This window comes from Bradyrhizobium guangxiense, assembly GCF_004114915.1.
In the GTDB taxonomy this organism is placed as follows: domain Bacteria; phylum Pseudomonadota; class Alphaproteobacteria; order Rhizobiales; family Xanthobacteraceae; genus Bradyrhizobium; species Bradyrhizobium guangxiense.
In genome coordinates this window covers 50,783-68,014 of record NZ_CP022220.1, presented here as the reverse complement: position 1 = coordinate 68,014, position 17,232 = coordinate 50,783, and the positions used below count along the sequence as shown (strand labels likewise).

Below are 17,232 nucleotides of genomic sequence, written 5' to 3'. Positions count from 1 at the left end.
CTCTACGCCGCCGGGAGAGCGAAGGAGAATATTGCCCCTCCCTCTGGTGCGTTGACAACAGTCAGTTCGGCACCATGTTCGCGCACGATTCCGTAGCTGATCCAAAGGCCGAGCCCGGTGCCCTCTCCAACGCGCTTGGTCGTAAAGAACGGCTCAAATATGCGACCTATGTTGTGCTGTTCGATCCCGGGCCCGTTATCGGACAAACGAATCAGGATCTCGTTCTGATTGCGGCGAGCCGATATCTTTAGCCGTGGCTCCTGAGTGCCGCGCGTCGCGTCAATTGCGTTTTCGACGAGATTTACGATAACCTGGTGGAGCTGCCCTTCATTCCCGCAAGTCCAAAGATCCGCCTCGATGTCCATGTGAATGTCGAGGCGAACCTGCTTCGTGCGGACTGCCCAGAGCACGGCGGTGTTGATCAGAGGCTCGATGTTGACGCGATCAAACTCCCCGAGCTTGCTGAGGGAAAGCCGGCGTAAGTTTTTTACAATTTCGCTAATGCGCACGGCGCCTTCCATTGTCCCGTCCAGGAGCGGGCCGAGATCCTCTAGAATGGCGTCAATGCGGAGGCTTTTCTTCAAGGCTGCAGCTTCGGAGCTTATCGATGTGCCGTGGACGGCATCAAGGTAGGATGTCAGCGCCGTGCGATAGCGCATCAAGGTGTGCACGTTTCCATAGACGAAGCTGATGGGATTATTAAGTTCGTGAGCGACACCGGCCACCAGTCGGCCGAGACTTGCCATTTTCTCCTGTTCTACCAATTGACGCTGCACTCGCTGTAGCTCCTGATGAGCCGTGTGCAATGCTTCATAGGCTCGGCGAAGCTCGCCGATAGGCCTTCCAGTCAGAACCACGCCAATGAAGCGGCCCCGATGGTCGTGTCGGGGCGAGCTGTTGATTGCGAACAGGTCTGAGCTGCCGCCTTCGGTCAAGAAACGGAGTTCCCCATCCACAACCTCGGACGGGCTCCGAGGCTTGAGGAGCGACATGAGCTTGGCGCCATCGGCAGCGTCAATGATGTCTGCCATCCTCCAGCCGACGATTTCGTCATTGGCGCGGTCAAGCGTGCGCTGTAAAGCGGAATTGACTTGCTGGATCTGGCCTTTCGCGTCGCAAACGATGAGGATATCAGAGACAGATTCGATGACGTTGGTGACAAATGCTTGAGCTTCCTCGAGCTCGGCATTCTTGTGTTCCAGATCGACCTCATAACGCAATAGGTCGGAATAAACCTCATCCATCTTGCGGATGACTTCGATCCAAGCGCCCTCACGCTCGTGGTCGAACTCGATAGCACCGCGATCGCTGATCAACTTGAGCAGCGAGTCGGATCCGTCAGGAGAATGCGTCGCCTTTGCCATTTTTTCTCAAATCATACCTGGACAGCTTGTTCCGCAGGCCTACCCGGGACAGGCCGAGCTCGCTGGCAACCCGGCTGATATTGCCCTCATACTTCTCCAGGGAGTTGATGATAACCGACTTCTCCAGATCCTCCACCCTGTCCTTCAGGCTCGCTGCGCCGTTCAGGTTCTGTATGACCCCCGTGGCGGTCCGCCTGCCGTTGCGCCGGCCGAGCAGCGTGGGAGCCTGCAATTCGTCCGAGTCAGCCAGCACGGCCATACGCTGGATCTCGTTCTGCAGTTCGCGCACGTTCCCTGGCCAAAGGTATTTGACGAAGCCCTCAAGAGCAGCGGAGGCAAAGCGCAGACCTGGCCGGTTGAAGGAAGTCTTGACTTGAGACAGTACTCCTTCTGCGATCAAGGGTATATCCATCGGCCGCTCCCAAAGCGCCGGCATGTGAACCGGGAACGCCGCCAGCCGGTAATAGAGATCACGGCGGAAGCGGCCCGCCTCCACCTCGGCCTCAAGATCCCGATTGGTGGCTGCCACCACACGGACGTCGACTTTCCTTACACGTTGCGCGCCCAGCGGACGGATCTCGCTCTCCTGCAGCACGCGGAGCAGCTTCACCTGAAACGCCGGCGAGGTCTCTCCGATTTCATCAAGGAAGATGGTACCGCCATCGGCAACTTCGAACAGACCGATGCGATCCTGGTAGGCGCCTGTGAAAGCGCCCTTCTTACACCCGAACAACTCGCTTTCGAGGAGCTCGTCAGGCAGCGCCCCACAGTTCTCAACGACGAAAGCCTTACCGGCTCGGGCTGAGCCGTAGTGGATCGCGCGTGCCAGCAGCTCTTTGCCGGTTCCGGATTCGCCCGTGATCAGCACGGAGATGTCGTATTCGGCCGCCCGCCGGCCGAGTTCAATGACCGCATGCATCGGGCTGTCCGGGGCGTGCACAATTCGGTTGAAGTCATAGAGATGCTTAGCTGCGCCGCGCTTGACCGAAACGACCCTCTTGATGTGCTCGGGCGTTGCTTTGACGTCGACCCCTGCGGTCTCTGTCTCCTTCTGAAGCCGATAGAGCTGGACCGCCTCCTTGACAATGTCGATCAGCCGGTCCGGCTGCCAGGGCTTCGTGATGTATTGATAGATGCCCGCCTCATTGAGCCCTGCGATGATGTCGTCCGATTCCGAATAGCCGGAGATGATCATGCGAACCGGATCGGGCCAGAGCTCGCGCACCCGCTTGAGGAAACTGACGCCGGATTCGTGCGGCATGCGCTGATCGCAGATGATGGCGTGGACGATCTCCCCTTCGAGCAGCTTTTCAGCGTCTGCTGCGCTGCCGGCGCAGAGTACCTCAAAATCCTCGTTGAGGACGCGGCGTAGCGCCTCCTGTGACCTGACCTCGTCGTCGACTACCAAAATAGTACCCTGGAAGCTCATATGCGCACCGCCATGCGGGTAGATTTGTCGAGCGCGCGAGGCGACCTATGGGGTGCGATTGTGAGTGGCGTGCGCGACTTCGGCACCTTGTGAATGAAGTTGTAGCGGGCGACGTGGTAACTCGGATCGAATCCGTAGAAATTAAGCCGCATCCGCCGCAGCTCCTCGTCGCGATAGGCCTGCAAGGGCTTGTGGGCTTCGTCCGCTGCGCGACGTCGCTGCTTGTCAGCAAGACGCGTCGCAAAGCGTTCATCCGCCGCCATGCTCGCGGCAAGGCTCATGAGGCGGCCCTCCGCCAGCTCCCCGCCCGACAGAGCACGATCGATGATGCCAAGGCGCCCCGCCTCTGCCACGCCCATCGGCAGGCGGCATTGCGTGATCCGGGGGGCGTTCGCTGCACCCGCGCGGCGCGGCAGCAGATAAGTCCAGTATTCCGAGCCGAAGAGATTGCCTATGTCCTTATAATGTGGATTCAGGACGACCTGATCGCTCGCCCAGACCTCGTCGGCAGCGAGACTTAAAAATACCCCTCCCGCCCCGGCGTTGCCGCGAATGACGGAAACGACGAGCCGATCGGTGGTCTCGATGACAGTGTGCGCAAGATCGTCGATCGCATTGATGTTGCGCCAAGACTCGTCCGCAGCGCTGTCAGCCGCCTCGATCTCGGCGAGGTGAATGCCGTTGGACCAGTAATCACGTCCACCGGTCAGGAGAAGCACCTTGGTTGGGCGGGCCAGCGCAGCTCGGTAGGCGTTCAACAACGCTTCGCAGTCAGAGGTCGCCATGGCGCCATTGTAAAAGGAAAACTGCAACTCGCCGACCTCGCCCTGCTCGCGATATCGTATGGGCGCATAGCCGCAATCGGGTCGGTACGGCAGGGGCATCGCCTGCTCCGCAAAGACCTTTGCTGCGGATCGTTTCAGGCTTTTCGGTACAAGCTGCCGCACATGGCCGATCCAGACGGCACCATCGACCGTGGCCCGGGCCAAGGCTCCATCGCAATGCGCCACAATGGTTCCGGGCACACCGGAGATGCCGCGCGCCTCGTGGGCGTCGAACAGCCTGACATCTTTGAAGAACAAGCTGTCGACCAAGCCCGGCATTCCGTCTGCACTGTGGATCTTGCGCAGGACGGTCTCGCTCGTGTCGTGCTGCCAATCGATCATCCGGTCGGCCTGCCGGCAGGGCCCGCGCACCCGAATGCGGGGATCATCGGCAGGCATCGGCGACGGTGTCGGCTGTCCGGCTTCGATTGCTGCAATGGCTTCGAGCACCGCCGCGACCGCGCACGTCGTGACCTCGTTGCGGTAGATGCTGGATTTAGCCGCGCACCGCATCGGGAAGGTTCTGAAAGCCCAGATCGGACCAGCGTCGAACCCGCCGTCGGCCTGAAGCACAGTCACGCCCCAATTGGAAACACCTTCCAGAATCGCCCAGTCGAGCGCCGCCGGACCGCGGTCGCCGGGCGGACCGGGATGGACGATCAGGCAGCGCACGCTACGCCAGACATCTTCGGGGATTGCGCGCTTGAGGAACGGCGCGATCACCAGATCTGGCTGATACAGCGCCACGCTTTCGCGCGTAACGTCGGGGTGGATATCCAGCTCGACCGAGACCTCGTGGCCGCCCTCCCTGAGCTCGACGTGGAGCCGTTGCGTCAGGCTGTTGAAGGAGTGCGTGAGAAGCAGGATGCGCATGACCGGCCTCAGCAGATCCTCGGCAGTTGTTCGCCCGACAGCCAGTCGACGATCCGGCCACCGCCAAAGCTCGTCGCCATCTGCACGAAATGGTGATCGTCGGCCACGGCCTCGCCGATGTCGGCCGCATCACAGCCGAGCGGATGCGCGCGCATCGTCGCGAGCACGGCAGCGGCCGCCTCCGGGGCCACAATTGCAACCAGCTTGCCTTCGTTGGCCACATAGAGCGGGTCGAGGCCCAGCAGTTCGCAGGCCGCGGCCACGCCCGGCTTCACTGGGATCGCCTCCTCCTGCACACGGAAGCCGAGGCCAGACTGCTGGGCGATCTCGTTGAGCGCGGCGGCTAGCCCGCCGCGGGTCGGATCGCGCATCAGGCGGATGCCCTCTCCGCCTGCGGTGACCATCTTTGCCACGAGATCATGCAGCGAGGCTGAGTCCGAGACGATCTCGGTCTCGAAGGCGAGGTTCTGCCGCTTCGACATGATAGCGACGCCGTGGTCCCCGAGCGTGCCGGAGATCAGGACGCGATCGCCGACGCGAGCCTTCTCGGCGGATAGATCGAGGCCATCGGGTACGACGCCGACGCCGGCGGTCGAGATGAAGAGGCCGTCGGCCTTGCCGCGCTCGACCACCTTGGTATCGCCCGTGATGATATGGACGCCGGCCGCGCGCGCCGCCTCGCCCATAGATTCCGCGATCATCTTCAGGTCGGAGAAGCGAAAGCCCTCCTCGATGATGAAGCTCGCCGAGAGGTAGAGCGGCCGCGCGCCGGCCATGGCGATGTCGTTGACCGTGCCGTGCACGGCGAGCGAGCCGATATTGCCGCCCGGGAAGAATAGCGGCGAGACCACGTAACCGTCGGTCGTCATGACCATGCGTCCGGCTGCGACATCGAAGGCCGACTGGTCATTGCCGCGCGCCAGCCATTCGTTGCCGAAGGCCGAGTGGAAAAGACCCGAGATCAGCTGTGCCATCGCGCGGCCGCCAGAGCCGTGGGACAGGTCTACGCAGCCGTTCTTGATGTCGAGCTTGCGTTGATGGGCCTTCATGATGCCCGCCTCTGCTGATGGTCGCGGAAGCGGCCATAGGTCCAGTGCGCAGCGCAGGCGCCCTCGGACGAGACCATGCAAGACCCTATCGGCGTTTCCGGCGTGCAGACCGTGCCGAACAGCTTGCAATCGACCGGTTTCTTCACGCCGCGCAGGATGGCGCCGCATTCACAGGCCGGATTGTCGGCAACGCGGAGCTCCTTCATGTCGAAGCGCGCTTCGGCATCGTATTTCGCGAAAGCGCGCTTCAGCTTCAGGCCGCTATAGGGTACCTGCCCGAGCCCGCGCCATTCGAACTGGTCGCGCAGCTCGAAAATGTCGGAGACCTCCTCCTTGGCGCGCAGATTGCCGTCACGCTTTACAGCGCGGCTGTACTGGTTCTCGACCTCGTGCCGGTTCTCATTGCCCTGCCGCACCAGCATCAGGATCGCCTGCATCATGTCGAGAGGCTCGAAGCCCGAGATCACGACCGGCTTGCCGAATTCTTCCGCGAAGAACTCGTAAGGAGCCGTCCCGATAATAGTCGAGACATGCGCAGGTCCGACAAAGCCGTCGATCTCGACCCGGCCGATGTTGCGAATATCCGGGCTCTCCAAGATGTTCTGCATCGCCGGCGGCGTCAGCACGTGGTTGCAGAAGACGCTGAAATTGGCGAGCTGCTTCTTTTCGGCCAAACGGATCATGACCGCAGTGGGCGGCGTCGTCGTTTCGAAGCCGATGGCGAAGAATACGATCTGGCGCTGCGGATTCTCCTCGGCGATCCTGAGCGCATCGATGGTGGAATAGACCATGCGGATGTCGGCGCCTTTCGCCTTTGCCTTCAGCAACGAGGCGCCTTGCGAGCCCGGCACGCGCATCAGATCGCCATAGACGCAGAAGATGATTTCGGGCCGTTCGGCCAGTCGGATCGCCATGTCGATGCGCCCCGCCGGCAGTACGCAAACCGGGCAACCCGGACCGTGGATCATCCGCACGTTTTTAGGCAGCATGTCCTCCAGGCCATAACGCGAGATCGCATGCGTGTGGCCGCCGCAGAATTCCATGAAGCGATAGGGGCGCTGCGGATCTGCTTCGGACTGGATCGCGTTCGCAAGCCCGAGCGCGATCTCCTTGTCGCGGAACTCGTCGGCATACTTCATGGCATGGCTCCCAGGGCCTCGGCGCTAAGCTCGTGCAGCAATTCCAGCGTCCGTTGCGCCTCTTCCGGATCGATTTTGGTAAGCGCGTAGCCGACATGGATGATCACGTAGTCGCCGATGGCGAGATCCTCGATGAGCGCGACGGAGATCTCCTTGCTGACGCCGTCGATGGACACAATGGCCATGTCGTCAGGCAGGAGCTTTGTCACCTCGGCGGGTATGGCAAGACACATCAGGCGGTTCCTTCTAAGCCTTGGTGTTCGAGAAGTTGCAGCCCCGCGATCCAGGCCTGACCCAGGCTTAGGCCGCCATCATTCGGCGGCAGTTGGCGCGGCAAGAGCGGGGTGAGCCCGGCAGCGATGCAACCGCGCGAAATCCCGGTGCTGAGGCGGGCGTTCAGGAAGCAGCCGCCGCTCAAGGCGACGGTCTCAAGTCCGGTCTCACGAGCCGCTTGGGAGATCCAATCGACGCAAGCGGCAGCGAAGGTGCCGTGAAACAGCCCGGCCCCGTCGGTGGGATCCGGCGCATCGACCACCAGACGGTCGAGCAATGGGAGCAGCGACAGCACGCCATTCTCGATCACCCAGCCGCCGGACACAACGCGCGGCTCGCGGACCCGCGCCTCTAGCTTCATGGCAGCCTCGCCTTCGTAGGTTTGTACGGTGCAGACCCCGAGCAGCCCTGCGGCCGCATCGAACAGCCGGCCGGCGCTGGTCGTCGTGGGCATACCGGGTTGTTCGAGCAGAGCCGATAGGCGCGCGGCCTGCGGCTGTGCCGCAAAGCGAGACGCAATCGCATCGCCGCGCCGAAGCGCGTGCAGCACGCTGGCGGCCATCCGCCACGGCTCGCGCGCGACCCGATCGCCGCCCGGCATCTTCAGCGGCGCCAGATGCCCGAGCCGCCGGAACCGCGCGCCTTCACAGGCAAGCAGTTCGCCCCCCCAATTGCCGCCGTCGCTGCCGTAGCCGAACCCGTCAAGCACTAAGGCAAGCACCGGACCTGCGATGCCATGCTCCGCCATCACCGAGGCCGCATGGGCGTGATGGTGCTGGACCGCGATCAGCCTGGTCCCGCGTGCCTCGGCGAAACGGGTCGATGCCATGTTCGGATGCAAGTCGTGGATCAGGGCGACAGGCTCGACGTCGAGGGTAGACAGCAGATGGTCCACAGTTTCCTCGAAGAATCGGATGCCTTCTGCGGTGTCGAGGTCGCCGATGTGCTGGGAGACAAAGGCCTCGTTGCCGCGCGTCACCGCCACCGTCGACTTCAGCGCTCCGCCGACGGCAAGCAGGGGCGCCACCGAGCGCGCAAGCCGGACAGGCTCCGGGACATAGCCTCGCGCACGCCGAATGAACTGGGGCCGTCCGGCGACCACCGCAGCCAAGGAATCATCGGCGCGGGTGACGATGTCGCGGTCATGCGTGACGATGAGATCGGCGATGCCGGCAAGTCGTTGCTCCGCTTCGCGATTATCGATCAGCAGCGGCTCGCCGCTGAGATTGGCGCTGGTCGCGACAATCGCCCAGCTCTCGCCGACCGGCGCATGCGCCGCATTCAGCGCATCGAAAATCAGGTGGTGAAGCGGTGCGACCGGCAGCATGATGCCGATGCGCGCCAGCTCCGGCGCGATTGACTGCACAAGGCGCCCGCGCGACGTCAGCAACACGATCGGCCGCGGCCGTGACTCGAGCAGCGCAAGTTCGACAGCGTCGGCCTCGGCGAACTCGGCGACTGCCTCCAGCGTACCGACCATGACGGCGAAGGGCTTCTGATCGCGCTGCTTGCGCAGGCGCAGTTGCCGCACGGCCGCATCATTGTGAGCATCGCAGATGAGCTGATAACCGCCGAGGCCCTTGATCGCGACAATCTTGCCGCCCGCGACGGCGGCGGCGATCTCGGCGATGCCATGGCTGAGCCGCGGCCCGCATCGCGGGCACGCAATCGCCTCGGTATGGAAGCGGCGACTGCCGGGGTCAGCATAATCAGCGGCACAGGCTGCGCACATCGCAAAGCGCTTCATTGCGGTGGCCGGACGATCATAGGGCAGCCGCTCGGCGATGGTGTAGCGCGGACCGCAATGCGTGCAGTTGATGAAGGGATAGCGGTGGAATCGGCTTGCCGGATCGAACAGCTCGCTCAGGCATTCCCGGCAAGTCGCGGCGTCCGCGACGATGCGCGTCGACACCCTACCCTGCTCGCTGGTGCGAATCGAGAACTCCTCGGTGGCGGCGGCGCCGATCGGCTGAACCGAGATCTCGTCGATCCTGGCAAGCGGCGGCTTTTCCAGTGGCAGCGCGGCGACGAAATCGGACGCCCGCTCGCCTTCGACTTCGATAAGAACGCCGTTCGGATCGTTGGCGACGAAGCCGCCGAGGCGATAGCGGGTGGCGAGACCATAGACGTAGGGACGAAAGCCGACGCCCTGCACGGCGCCACGCACATGCAGGCGCAGCCGCTGTCCGTCCCGCGCTGTGGCCTTGTCGCTCATCCTCACTCCGCTGCCGTCATCTCGGCCGGCTTCGCCTTCGAAGCCCGCTTGCGGAGCCAGGCATAGAAGGCCAGGAAGCCTTCGCCGGTGCGCGCCGACACCGTCAGCACCTCGATCCTGGGATTGACCCGCCGCGCATATTCGATGGTCCTGGCGAGGTCGAAATCGAGCACGGGCGCAAGATCGATCTTGTTGATCAGCATAAGCGCGGAGGCAGCGAACATGTCCGGATATTTCAGCGGCTTTTCCTCGCCTTCGGTGGTCGAGAACACCACGATCTTGCAGGCTTCACCGAGGTCGAATGCCGCCGGACAGACGAGATTACCGACATTCTCGATGAACACGACCCCACCGTTCAGCCAGGGCAGCCGGTCATAGGCTTCACCGACCATGGCCGCGTCGAGATGGCAGCCCTTTCCGGTGTTGACCTGGATCGCCGGCACGCCGGTTGCGCGGATGCGCTCGGCATCGTTGGAGGTTTGCTGGTCACCCTCGATCACGCCGATCGGGAAACTGTCCTTCAGCTCACTGACGGTGCGGACTAGCAGCGAGGTTTTGCCGGCTCCGGGGCTCGAAACCAAGTTGAAGGCGAGCACGCCGTCGGCACGGAAGCGAGCGCGGTTGTCGGCGGCGAGTCTGTCGTTCTTGCCGAGAATATCGCGTTCGATCTGGATGATGCGATCGCTGCTCATGCCCGCGATCTGTTGGCCGGCGGCGTCTGCACTGCAGTCGAGCAGGCCCGTATCGCCAGGCCCATGATCGTGGCTTCCGTCGTGATGGTGGTGGTGATGGTGACCGGGGCCATGGTGGTGATGATGACCTCCATGAGCGTGCTCGTGATCCTGATTATGATCATGCGTATGTTCGTTGGACGCTTTGCCGTCGCTGCAGCCGCAGACCGTACACATCAGTCGACCTCCAGTTCCTTCACACGCATCTCTTCGCCGCCGGTGACCTGCAATTGATAGCTGCCGCAGGATGGACACGGCTCGTAGCGCTGCTTGATCTCGACGTTTTGCGAGCAGGCCATGCACCAGGCCGTGCCCGGCGTCGCGATGATCTCGAGTCTTGCGCCTTGCGCGATGGTCCGCGCCGCGACGGCCTCGAAGCAGAATTGCATTGCGTCCGGCGCGACATGGCTGAGCGCACCGATCTCTAAACACACCGCCTTCACTCGCAAGAACGAGCGCTTGCGCGCCTCTTCCTCGACGATCCCGATGATGCCCTCGCACAAGGCCATCTCATGCATGGCTGGCCTCGCGGAAGCTGACGCTGAATCCGACGCAGGGGTCGAACGCCCCGACAAGTGTCCGCACCGCGTCTTGGCCCTGCCGGCCGGCGGAGAGGAGCGCGCCCTTGAGGCTTCGCACCAGCGGTCCGCGTTCGTGAAAATTCCACTCGGTCGGAGCGATATATTCGAAGCCGACGATACGTCCTTCCTCATCGAGCTTAACCGCGTGATGGAGCCGGCCTCGGGCGCATTCCACTGCCGCTGCGCCCCGGCGCTCGCCGAGCCGATAGCTCGCAACGACGCCATTATCGGGAGCGTCCCGCCTGGCGTCCAGCCAACAGGTGAGCCGGGCGATCTCGTCGATGCGCGCTCTCACGCGCGCGGCGCCGCTAGCACTTAAGGACAAAATCTGTTCGCGCTGCGCCCGCCGCGCCCAGACGCCCGTTTCCGGAACCTTCCCGCAGAGTTCCGGCGCTTCGGAATAAGCCGTCCCTTCAGCCATGAGGCGCGTCACGATCTCAAGATCGTCAGCGGGGGTCAGAAAGAATTGGTCGGCCGCCGGCAATGACATCACCTCACGATCGCAGCGCGTCAGATAGGTGGAAAGTACGCTGCCTGGCGCCGGAGGCTGGTGTTCACCCGAAACTCCGAGCGCGCGGAGCGCAGCCTTGACGTGTGCAATGACATCGCGGCGCACGGTATCTGGCACGGTTTCAACCGCACCACTGAGAGTGGTGCTCGCCTGTATCATGCTTCGCACTGCGGGTGCGCTCTCCTGATCGAGTTCGAGGCCTGCGACGAACAGGCCGCGTATCAATTCAGTTAAGCGCTCGGCGACAACGGCCGTGAGACGATGCATCGCTATCGGCTTGATCGTCTCCAGCCCCTGCGCCGCCTCGATTGCTGAAAGGAAGGCCACTTGGTGGGCGACCGAGCATAAGGAGAACAGGCGCGGCAGCACAGGGATGAGCGCGCTTGCCGGCTTTCCGGCAAACAGCCTCGTCAGGGGAGGCCGGCTCCGTGGCCGGATAGCAACGTCCGAAATTGTGGTACCAGTGAGCCACACCATTATGTCAATTTCGTTTCGAAAGGGGCGACTCATCCCGGCCGCTCCGTCAAGGTACCGCGCAGGAAGCTCCGACGATCAATCGGGGTCGTCGGTGGTTCGCGCCGGCGGACCGCCTCCTCGCTGTCGGCCGGCAGCATCAGCTCGGCAAGAGCGGCGTCAGCCGTTGCTCGCGCCGATGCCATGTCCGCAAATTGGAACATTGGCGAGAACAGCGAGCAGCTAGCGATGCGGCCCATTTGCACCTCGCTGAGGGTAAATTCGATATCACCGGCTGGAAAGCGAATACGCACGGTCGCGCCCGACCTATCCCCAGCGGCGCTCGCCGGCATCACCACGTTCATGAACCAAGGAGTGACCATGATGCCGACAAACGTTCCCTCGAAGCGACGGAAACCAATGGCCTCAACATCGAGGGCCTCGTTGTAGATTGGCAAATCGCGCATCGCGCGCTCGCCGATCTGGCGATACATTCCTGCCAATAGCTCGCCCCATGTCACCGCGTCGGCGTCGCTGGGAGAGCTTGGCGCGCTGGCAGTCATGTTTCGATCGCCATGAACTTCGATTTCGGGGCGTCGCAGTTGGGGCATCGCCACTCCTCCGGCAGAAGTGAGAACGGTGTGCCGGGTGCGATCTGCGCCACCGCATCACCATCGGCCGGATCATAGACGGTCCAACAGATGCCGCATTCAAGCCGCGCAGCCTCAGTGACGTCTTGGCGCACGCCAAAGTTCTCAAAGGCGCTCATTTGAAATATGCCTCAATGATTTCTTGGAGCCGTTCGGCGGAATCCTCGAAATCTTCGTCTGCAGCAAGCGCAACCGTGGGTACCCCGCCAACTTCCAGCGTGTCGAGGATGATGGTGTCCATGGCGTTGAAAAACTGCACCGACCAGACATTGCGAATGCCAGTCGACAGCACCCGACAGGTGCCATAGCCGCGCGAGACAAGCTGGATCGGCCCGTTCCGAATAGTCTCCTGCAAAAAGCTCATATCCACCGGGCTCATCGGCAACAGAGTGAAATTGATGATCTGCGAGCGGATGCCAGGACGCCAGGCTAGCGCCCGCTCGCGGATCTCGGCGAGCACCGGTAGGACGTTCATGGCGCCTTCAGGGGCCTGTCCGATTTCGAAATCGGCGGCTGTCAGATCGGCTGCTGCGCGTCTGACGATCTCGGGAACAGCGCCTACTTCAATATATTCGGAAGCCGCGTCAGTTTCGATCCTGACACGCCAGATCCCTGCGAGCACCGATTCTTGAATCTGCGCCAGCGATCCGTCCGGCAGCGCTACGACGCCGCCGACCCCCCCCTCGCCGAGAACATCGGCGACGAGCTTGCTTTCGAGATCGTTGAGATTGCCGAGCCGGAACAGTTGCGAGGGTGCGTCCGCCCTTTGACCTGCAATGGCCTCCGCGATGTTGGAGAGCAGCGTGACGGCTTTGGGGCAGTTCTTAGCGAGCTCGACACTGTCTAATGTTGCGAGTCTTGCGAGTGCGCCGGCCGCCGTCAGGCTGCCACTTGAGGCATTGAGACTCTCTTCTCCGATAGGGAACACGCTGACGGGTTGCTCGGCGCCTTCCGGCGCATCCCAGAATCCGACCTTCATAGCTCGACACCTTTTGCGCGATGCTGGGGAACAATGGTAACGGCAATGGCTGCGCTTTGCCCGCGCGGGCGGTCGATCAGCTTAGTGATGCGGTCGACATAGACTGACCAATCCTGGATCTTGGCGATCAGCCCCAGCGTCTCGCCCTTGGCCACGAAGATAAGGGTCGGCTGCACTCGCACCCCGAAACGTTCGCCAAGCGCCTCTTCGGCATGGGGTGCAATGATCGCGGCGCGCAGGCGGCCTCCGAACGCCGTAACCAGCTCAGGCAGCACTACGGCGACATCAATGGCCTCCGGAAAACGGTTGGGATTACCCGCCGATAGCAGCACGGCGACAGCACCGGCTTGGTCGGCATGTTTAAGAAAATGATCGACGGTCGCGACATCGACCTCATTGAGGCCATGCCGACTGAGATCATGCCGTCCTACCTGGAATTCCATTTGACCTCCCAAAACAGACTTATCTTTCTGATCGGGATAGTGTTAGCAAGCTGCGTGCCAGGGACAGTCAGGATTTATGTAGTTGAATTCACTGATCTATTTTCAACGCCATCAAGCCGAGTGGATGCGAATGATAAGCTACTTTCCACTACAAACGAAAGCCTTCTTTCCAGACTAGAAACTTGTCTTCCGGCGAGCACCTCGGCCAGCGGCTGAGGTCAGCCGGCCAAGTCATTCTAGGATGACAACCCGCTTAATCAGTCAGGAGGTGCGCAGGCAATTGCGGTTCGCGGTCGATCAGATCGGCGAAGAAGCAGTCGAAATCGTTGCCGTCGAGCGCTGCACCGAGACCGTCGATGGCAGCCGCAATCAGGCACGCTTCTTCTTTCTCAAGTAGGCGGATCGCCGTGTCGATGTAGACCAGCACGTGGGCACCGGCCGGAGGATGCGAGAGCAGAAGCACGGAGACGCGGCGTTGCTCGCCGCGAAACTCGCACAAAGCCGAAATTCCATCGGTCTCGACGATAGTCATCGGCAGTCCAAGGCACATCCGTCTTCTCCGGCACGCTCCGGCGGTCAGGCCGGCCGCATCTCGTAACTCGCATGGTCGATGTCGTTGGCGAGCAGGCGCTCGGAGTCTGCCAACGGCGTATCGCGCAGCTTCACCTCGATGCCCCACTCGGCCAGAACTTTGCAGGCAAGCTCGATGGCCGGTGCGATCTGATCGCGTACGGACGCCGTCAATGGACCTCCCCAGTCTTCGAGATCGAGCGGTTGGCAGCCGATCAGGACGAGGTGCTTCGGGCAGCGGCCGAGCAGGTCGGCTGCGCTGATCACCTCCTGGAAGCCGGTTTGATGCAGACTCATCTTCTTCGCGCCGGTGAAGCGTGGCACCTCGTCGCCGCGCACGAGCTTCAGCTTGCCTGGCGGCAGACCATAATCGATGGCATCGAACACGAGCAAGCGATCAGCGTCCTCCAGATAGTTGACGAGATAGAGCCCCTGCGTTCCGCCATCGAGAATCGTGACATTATCAGGCACGGCGTAGCGGCGGGGGAAGTCCTCCACCGCGCGCACGCCAAAGCCTTCATCGGCCCACAGGATGTTGCCGATGCCGAGCACCAAGATGTGGTCGTCGTTTGGGGCGTTCAACATCGAGATCGTTCCAGTTTCAGTCACGGAATTGCCGTTCGCCCGAGATCATCGAGGAGATGATACTCTGGCGTGACATGATGTCCTCGCGGATCGCAGCGTAGATGTGTACCATCACGAACACGACCAGCGCCCACATGCCCAGATGATGCCAGGTGTGAACGTCCTGGCTGTTCGGCCAGATCGAGAACACCCAGCCGAACAGTTTGTGCTGCCAGCTATCGATGCCTTCTCCTTCCGAATAGAGCGCAAAGCCGGTCACGATCATGAAGGTCACGAACAACGTGAAGCCCGTGAACATCGCGGTCTGCGCCAGCGGGTTGTGCCCGACATACATCTTCGGCTGACGTTCCAGGAAGGCGTACCAGCGGATCTCGTGCCAGACTTCCTTCCAGAATTGCCGGCGATGCACCGGCAGATAGAAGATCTGCCGGGAATGGTGGTTGCCGGTGAAGGCCCACAGGATACGCGCGAGGAAGAACACCGCGAGCACCTGCCCCGCCGCGAAATGGGCGAAGCGCATATAGCCCATCACGAAGTTGGCCGACGCCTCCCCCTCGACCGCCGGCAGCGGCGTCCCGATCAGAAACCCGGTGACCATCAGGATGATGATCGAGAACGCGTTCACCCAATGGCAGATGCGCACCGGCGCTTCGTAGACATAGACGGTGGGCCGGCCCACCGCATGCTCGCCAGCAGCATCGGCCGCGATCGCCGTCAGGTCCGGCTCGCTTTCCACCGGGGGAGCAATTGCATCCATCATGGCCGCCTCCTACCTGACCTTGACCTTGGCGAGTTCCTGGCCGTCCGGGCTCATGACGTGCGTCGAACAGGCAAGGCACGGATCGAAGGAATGGATCGTGCGCAGGATCTCGAGCGGCTGCTCGGGATTAACCATCGGCGTGTTCATGAGCGAGGCTTCGAACGCGCCGATGTTGCCTTGCGGATCGCGCGGCGAGCCGTTCCAGGTCGTCGGTACCACGCACTGGTAGTTGTCGATCTTGGTTTCCTTGATCTTGATCCAGTGCGCGAGCGCGCCGCGCGGGGCCTCGGTGAAGCCAAAGCCCTTGGCTTCCTTCGGCCAGCTCTCCGGTTTCCACTTGTCGACATTCGCGGTCGAGCTGTCGCCGGCTTTGATATTGGCAACGAGCTTGTCCTGGAAATAGCGCATCTGGCGTCCGGCCCAAACAGATTCGAGCGCGCGCGCCGCGGTGCGGCCGAGCGTCGAGAACAGCGCCGACATTGGTAGATCGAGATCCTTCAGGAATTTGTCGACGGGATCCTTGAACTCCGCCTTGTTCTGCGCATAGCCGACGACCCAGCGCGCGAGCGGGCCGACCTCCATGGCATGTCCCTTCCAGCGCGGCGCCTTGATCCAAGAATATTTGCCGCCTTCGTCGAGCTGTTCGATCGCGGTCTTGGTACCCTTTGCATTGGGTCCGAGTTCGTAGTTCGGCTCCGTGATGCCATCCCAAGGATGAAGGCCCTTGGTTTCGTCGGGATACTTGTACCAGGAGTGGACCACGAACTCCTGGATCTCGTCGGGATTGGCGTGATCGACCGGAAGCACCTCGGAGAGATTGCCGTTGATGATGGCGCCTCGTGGCAGCTTCAGGTTCTTGGCTGAATAGTCGTTGGCATGTTCTGGCACGTCGCCATAGGCGAGCACGTTCTGACCCGAAATGCCTCCACCATAGAGCCAGTCCTTGTAGAACGAACCGATCGCGGCCACGTCAGGCAGGTAGACCATTTCGTTGAATTCCATGATGCGGTCGATGATCGAGGAGATCAGGTTCAACCGCTCCATGTTGATGGCACCGACAGCACCTGTCCCATCTACGTTGATCGGACAGGGCACGCCGCCGACGAGCCAGTTTGGATGCGGATTCTTGCCGCCGAAGATGGTGTGGATCTTGACGATCTCCTTCTGGAAATCGAGCGCCTCCAGATAATGCGCGACCGCCATCAGATTGGCCTCGGGCGGCAATCTGTAGGCTTTGCTGCCCCAATAGCCGTTCTTGAACGGACCGAGCTGTCCGGACTCGACGAACTTCTTGAGCCGGGTCTGCAGATCCTTGAAGTATCCCGGCGAGGACAGCGGCCAGCTCGAGATCGACTGGGCTAGCGTTGATGTCGCGCGCGGATCGGCCGAGAGTGCGGAGACGACGTCGACCCAATCGAGCGCATGCAGGTGATAGAAATGGACGACGTGGTCGTGCACCTGAAGTGCGAGCTGCATCAGGTTGCGAATCGAGTTTGCGTTTTCGGGGATGGTGATCCCAAGCGCGTTCTCGACCGCGCGCACCGAGGTCAGCGCGTGCGTGCCGGTGCAGACGCCGCAGATCCGCTCGGTAAATGCCCACGCATCGCGCGGGTCGCGGTTCTTCAGGATCACCTCGATCCCGCGCCACATCGTGCCGGTCGATACGGCATTGCGGATCACGTTGTCGGCGTCGACATTGACCTCGACCCGCATGTGTCCCTCGATGCGGGTCACGGGATCGACGACGATGCGTTTGCCGGAATTGTCGAGATTGAAGCCGTTGGGAGTCTGGATACCCATGAT

General features: G+C 62.0%; 18 protein-coding genes. All 18 read right to left on the bottom strand.

The window, feature by feature from the left end; genetic code table 11:
• Window positions 1–2 precede the first annotated feature (2 nt).
• Window positions 3–1,364 carry a sensor histidine kinase gene (locus tag X268_RS34840; protein WP_128929530.1) on the bottom strand — a complete coding sequence of 454 codons (1,362 nt, stop codon included), beginning with the start codon at window positions 1,362–1,364 and terminating at the stop codon, window positions 3–5.
• Complete coding sequence (locus X268_RS34835; protein WP_128929529.1) at window positions 1,339–2,793, bottom strand: sigma-54-dependent transcriptional regulator; 1,455 nt, start codon at window positions 2,791–2,793, stop codon at window positions 1,339–1,341. The genes X268_RS34840 and X268_RS34835 overlap by 26 nt, the downstream gene beginning before the upstream one ends.
• Window positions 2,790–4,490, bottom strand: a complete 1,701-nt coding sequence (locus X268_RS34830) for a hydrogenase maturation protein (protein ID WP_128929528.1) — start codon at window positions 4,488–4,490, stop codon at window positions 2,790–2,792. The genes X268_RS34835 and X268_RS34830 overlap by 4 nt, the downstream gene beginning before the upstream one ends.
• Window positions 4,491–4,498: 8 nt before the next feature.
• Entirely contained in the window at window positions 4,499–5,539 is a 1,041-nt protein-coding gene (hypE, locus tag X268_RS34825) for a hydrogenase expression/formation protein HypE (protein ID WP_128929527.1), read from the bottom strand.
• Window positions 5,536–6,678, bottom strand: coding sequence for a hydrogenase formation protein HypD (gene hypD / locus X268_RS34820; RefSeq protein WP_128929526.1), 1,143 nt, complete (start codon window positions 6,676–6,678; stop codon window positions 5,536–5,538). The genes hypE and hypD overlap by 4 nt, the downstream gene beginning before the upstream one ends.
• On the bottom strand, window positions 6,675–6,911 hold the full coding sequence (locus X268_RS34815) for a HypC/HybG/HupF family hydrogenase formation chaperone (RefSeq protein WP_128929525.1): 237 nt from the start codon (window positions 6,909–6,911) through the stop codon (window positions 6,675–6,677). The genes hypD and X268_RS34815 overlap by 4 nt, the downstream gene beginning before the upstream one ends.
• On the bottom strand, window positions 6,911–9,166 hold the full coding sequence (gene hypF, locus X268_RS34810; RefSeq protein WP_164933597.1) for a carbamoyltransferase HypF: 2,256 nt from the start codon (window positions 9,164–9,166) through the stop codon (window positions 6,911–6,913). The genes X268_RS34815 and hypF overlap by 1 nt, the downstream gene beginning before the upstream one ends.
• Window positions 9,167–9,168: 2 nt before the next feature.
• Window positions 9,169–10,074 carry a hydrogenase nickel incorporation protein HypB gene (gene hypB, locus X268_RS34805; RefSeq protein ID WP_128929523.1) on the bottom strand — a complete coding sequence of 302 codons (906 nt, stop codon included), beginning with the start codon at window positions 10,072–10,074 and terminating at the stop codon, window positions 9,169–9,171.
• On the bottom strand, window positions 10,074–10,415 hold the full coding sequence (hypA, locus tag X268_RS34800) for a hydrogenase maturation nickel metallochaperone HypA (RefSeq protein WP_128929522.1): 342 nt from the start codon (window positions 10,413–10,415) through the stop codon (window positions 10,074–10,076). The genes hypB and hypA overlap by 1 nt, the downstream gene beginning before the upstream one ends.
• Window positions 10,408–11,499: a nickel-dependent hydrogenase large subunit gene (locus X268_RS34795; protein ID WP_128929521.1), complete on the bottom strand. Its 1,092-nt coding sequence runs from the start codon at window positions 11,497–11,499 to the stop codon at window positions 10,408–10,410. The genes hypA and X268_RS34795 overlap by 8 nt, the downstream gene beginning before the upstream one ends.
• The gene (gene hybE, locus X268_RS34790) at window positions 11,496–12,005 is read right to left on the bottom strand and encodes a [NiFe]-hydrogenase assembly chaperone HybE (RefSeq protein ID WP_128929520.1); all 510 of its coding nucleotides are present in this window, start codon (window positions 12,003–12,005) and stop codon (window positions 11,496–11,498) included. Before hybE ends, X268_RS34795 begins: the two co-directional genes overlap by 4 nt.
• Complete coding sequence (locus tag X268_RS34785) at window positions 12,002–12,211, bottom strand: rubredoxin (protein ID WP_128929519.1); 210 nt, start codon at window positions 12,209–12,211, stop codon at window positions 12,002–12,004. Before X268_RS34785 ends, hybE begins: the two co-directional genes overlap by 4 nt.
• Window positions 12,208–13,071, bottom strand: a complete 864-nt coding sequence (locus X268_RS34780; protein WP_128929518.1) for a hydrogenase expression/formation protein — start codon at window positions 13,069–13,071, stop codon at window positions 12,208–12,210. Before X268_RS34780 ends, X268_RS34785 begins: the two co-directional genes overlap by 4 nt.
• Window positions 13,068–13,514 (bottom strand): thioredoxin domain-containing protein, encoded by a 447-nt coding sequence (locus X268_RS34775; RefSeq protein WP_128929517.1) that lies wholly within the window; start codon window positions 13,512–13,514, stop codon window positions 13,068–13,070. Before X268_RS34775 ends, X268_RS34780 begins: the two co-directional genes overlap by 4 nt.
• Window positions 13,515–13,767: 253 nt before the next feature.
• A complete protein-coding gene (locus X268_RS34770) occupies window positions 13,768–14,064 on the bottom strand; it encodes a HypC/HybG/HupF family hydrogenase formation chaperone (RefSeq protein ID WP_128929516.1) in 297 nt (98 codons plus the stop codon).
• Window positions 14,065–14,090: 26 nt separating this feature from the next.
• Window positions 14,091–14,669: a HyaD/HybD family hydrogenase maturation endopeptidase gene (locus tag X268_RS34765; protein ID WP_128929515.1), complete on the bottom strand. Its 579-nt coding sequence runs from the start codon at window positions 14,667–14,669 to the stop codon at window positions 14,091–14,093.
• A gap of 16 nt (window positions 14,670–14,685) precedes the next feature.
• On the bottom strand, window positions 14,686–15,429 hold the full coding sequence (gene cybH, locus X268_RS34760; protein WP_128929514.1) for a Ni/Fe-hydrogenase, b-type cytochrome subunit: 744 nt from the start codon (window positions 15,427–15,429) through the stop codon (window positions 14,686–14,688).
• A 9-nt stretch (window positions 15,430–15,438) separates the two neighbouring features.
• Window positions 15,439–17,229: a nickel-dependent hydrogenase large subunit gene (locus X268_RS34755; protein ID WP_128929513.1), complete on the bottom strand. Its 1,791-nt coding sequence runs from the start codon at window positions 17,227–17,229 to the stop codon at window positions 15,439–15,441.
• Window positions 17,230–17,232 lie beyond the last annotated feature (3 nt).